This is a genomic window from Flavobacterium sp. (genome assembly GCF_035760125.1).
In the GTDB taxonomy this organism is placed as follows: domain Bacteria; phylum Bacteroidota; class Bacteroidia; order Flavobacteriales; family Flavobacteriaceae; genus Flavobacterium.
In genome coordinates this window covers 1-2,781 of the sequence record NZ_DASTTN010000319.1, presented here as the reverse complement: position 1 = coordinate 2,781, position 2,781 = coordinate 1, and the positions used below count along the sequence as shown (strand labels likewise).

Annotated in this window: 3 protein-coding genes and 1 pseudogene; 2 read left to right on the top strand and 2 right to left on the bottom strand. The window is 33.9% G+C overall.

Features of this window, described 5'->3' with window-relative positions:
* Nucleotides 1-200, bottom strand: a pseudogene (locus VFS71_RS11450) (GMP reductase); the annotation flags it as partial.
* Nucleotides 201-390: 190 nt separating this feature from the next.
* On the opposite strand from VFS71_RS11450, the gene VFS71_RS11445 reads away from it, so the two are divergent.
* On the top strand, nt 391-849 hold the full coding sequence (locus tag VFS71_RS11445; RefSeq protein ID WP_326401390.1) for a hypothetical protein: 459 nt from the start codon (nt 391-393) through the stop codon (nt 847-849).
* 62 nt (nt 850-911) lie between these two features.
* Here VFS71_RS11445 and VFS71_RS11440 read toward each other — a convergent pair whose 3' ends face one another.
* The gene (locus VFS71_RS11440; RefSeq protein WP_326401388.1) at nt 912-1,586 is read right to left on the bottom strand and encodes an HAD family hydrolase; all 675 of its coding nucleotides are present in this window, start codon (nt 1,584-1,586) and stop codon (nt 912-914) included.
* Nucleotides 1,587-2,040: 454 nt separating this feature from the next.
* On the opposite strand from VFS71_RS11440, the gene VFS71_RS11435 reads away from it, so the two are divergent.
* On the top strand, nt 2,041-2,781 hold a 741-nt coding region (locus VFS71_RS11435), incomplete at its 3' end, for a hypothetical protein (RefSeq protein WP_326401386.1).

The window sequence follows — 2,781 nt, the reverse complement described above, 5'->3', positions numbered from 1 at the left end:
GCCAATACCAATGCCATTTCAAAAGTTCCCACCGTATCCATGTTGGCTCCCATGATAGGAACTCCTGACCAAGCGATGGAACTATGCAAAAACTTGTATTCCCTCTCCAACGAAACCTCTGATCGACTCTTTAATGTTGAGCGTTTGGGTCTGATCATTACATCTTTAAATCCTAATTTAAGTTCGGTTTCTATTCTCATGATTTTAAAATATGGTTACCTAACAAATGTATCGATTTAATGAAAAAACAGATGTAAATATGAGTTAAATGTTTAAGGTTTTTTATCGATAATATTACTTTTCAATTATTGATTTGTAGTCTAATTTTAATTCTTAATTTTACAAAAGGCAGAATTTAAAATAATATAACTTAAAGACTTGTAGGTGATTATGAAATTCGAAAATATATACCGATTTGTTTTGTTGATAACTGTTGTAGTCGCAACTTTTATTTCCTGTAGTAATGACGATAGTAAAAACACAGTCGACGACGTAACCGATGCCGTAAAAGACGGAACATGGAAGGTTAGTTATTTTTACGATTCAGGTAAGGATGAAACTGTAAATTACGTGGGTTATGATTTTACTTTTGGAGGCAATAATGTATTGACTGCTGCCAAAGAAATAAATTCCTATACAGGTATATGGTCTGTAGCCAAAAGCACGAGTGATGATGATCTTTACAGTACAATTTTTAAAGTTTCAATTGGTCCCAACGACATCTTTCAGGATTTGAATGGGGATTGGAAAGTAATGGAGAACACAGGTACTTCTGTGAAATTAAAAGATGACAGCAAGGGCGAAACGGCTATTGATTATCTGACTTTTGAAAAAAAATCAGTACAATAAAATAACTGATATCTTGCTGATACGAGATTACAAGTAATTAAGCTATGGCACTTAGCAAATAGTTACGTCAATATATTTACATCATCGAGTTGTAAAATTTGAATTAAATCCAAAGGCTTGCTCAATATATGTTTTGCACCATTAGCAATCAATTCTTCTATTGGTCGATATCCCCAAGACACGCCCACCGCAAGCATATTGGCATTGGTGGCTGTTTGCATATCAATTCCGGAATCTCCTACGAAAATTATTTCTTCGGTTTTCAATCCTAAGCTTTTACTTATTGCTATGGCTTCAGATGGATTTGGTTTTTTTAATGCTTCGACACTCAAACCTACTATTGGGTCAAAATAGTTAGGGAATAGGGCAGTCGTTATTTTCTTGGTAAGTTCATCCGATTTATTTGAGAACACACTTAGTTTTATATTATTTGAAATTAAGTGATCCAATAATTCGATAATTCCATCATAAGGTTTTGTTTTACGTGTACAATTATCGCGATATTCTTCAATCATTAATTGGTAACAATGATCGATGTGCTTTTCATTATTATGTGTTGCGGGTAACGCTTTGCTCACCAAATTCCGAAGTCCGCTGCCAATGAAATATTGATAAGCTTCATAATTATGTGTAGGGTAGTTGAGGTTTTGAAGGACAGTGTTCATAGCATCTGCAATATCTTCAAGTGAATTAACCAGTGTTCCGTCTAAATCAAAAATAACTCCTTTGAACTTCATTTTTTGTTTTTTAATTAATCGAAAGAATATGCTTTTCGATTGTTATTTTGGTATTGTGCCAAAGATAAGGATATTGTTTTTTCCTGCTCGTGGCTTTTGTCAATTATATTATCGGATTTTGAAAACTGCTATAGGGCTGATTTTTATGAACTCAAAAAAAAACTGCTTTTCAACGGATATTTATGTTATTGAGAGAGAAAAAAATAATGTTATTAATTATTCTCATACTTTTGCACCGCATTTTAAACATCTTAATTTCTTGTTTTTCAGTTATTTAGAAAAACAAAAGCCTTACGAGGAAAAGATTCTTTTAATCCCCTAAAAAACAGAAATCTTTCATCCCTGAAAAGAATTAGTATTTCAACTAATTTTTCGACTTTAAATTTTGAATTAAAATAATTCATTGTTACTTCAAAAAGGTTATTAAAAAATTTTCACGTTAAAACTCATTAAAATGAAAAGAAAATTATTTCCCTTAAAAACACTGTTGTTTATGGGATTTATGATGTTTTTTTCCTGTCAGCAGGAAGAAATAGCTTCACCTTCATCAACTGAAGACGAAATCAATGCCTATGGAGAGTTTCAAAACAAAGTAAAAGACAATGCAAATCCAGATATAATAATAACGGTTACAGATTGTAACCTGAATGGCTGGGTAAAACAGCCTGTAGGAAATTCCTCCCTGGGTTTTGTAAATGGTCCGGATACACCGCCATTTGGCAAGGGCAGTTTAAAATTTAATGTTCCTCCTGGCATTAATTTTCCTGGAGATTTTGTAAGATTCAGAAATGGTCAATACTCTGGAACAAATCTGTCATCGCTTACGGAACTCTCTTATGATACTTATGTAGAATCAAGAGAGGCACCTCTTGATATTCATTTTATGGTTCTGTTGTCAGATATTAATGGAGATGGTACAGCCGAGCATAACCTTGTTTTTGATCCCCGTTATCAAAATTCAAATTTTATAAAAGGCACCATGCCTGACCAAGGATTAAGTAAGATCCATGAATGGCAGCGTTGGGATGCTTTGTTTGGAGGATGGTTTTATGGTGGAGATGAAACTACTGATCCTGACCATGGAGGTGCATTTTTTACGCTGGCTGAATATGTGACTCAATATCCGAATGCCGTTATAAGAAACGATGCTTCAAAAGGCGGACCGGCTATCAGACTCACCGCAGGTGGCGTTGTA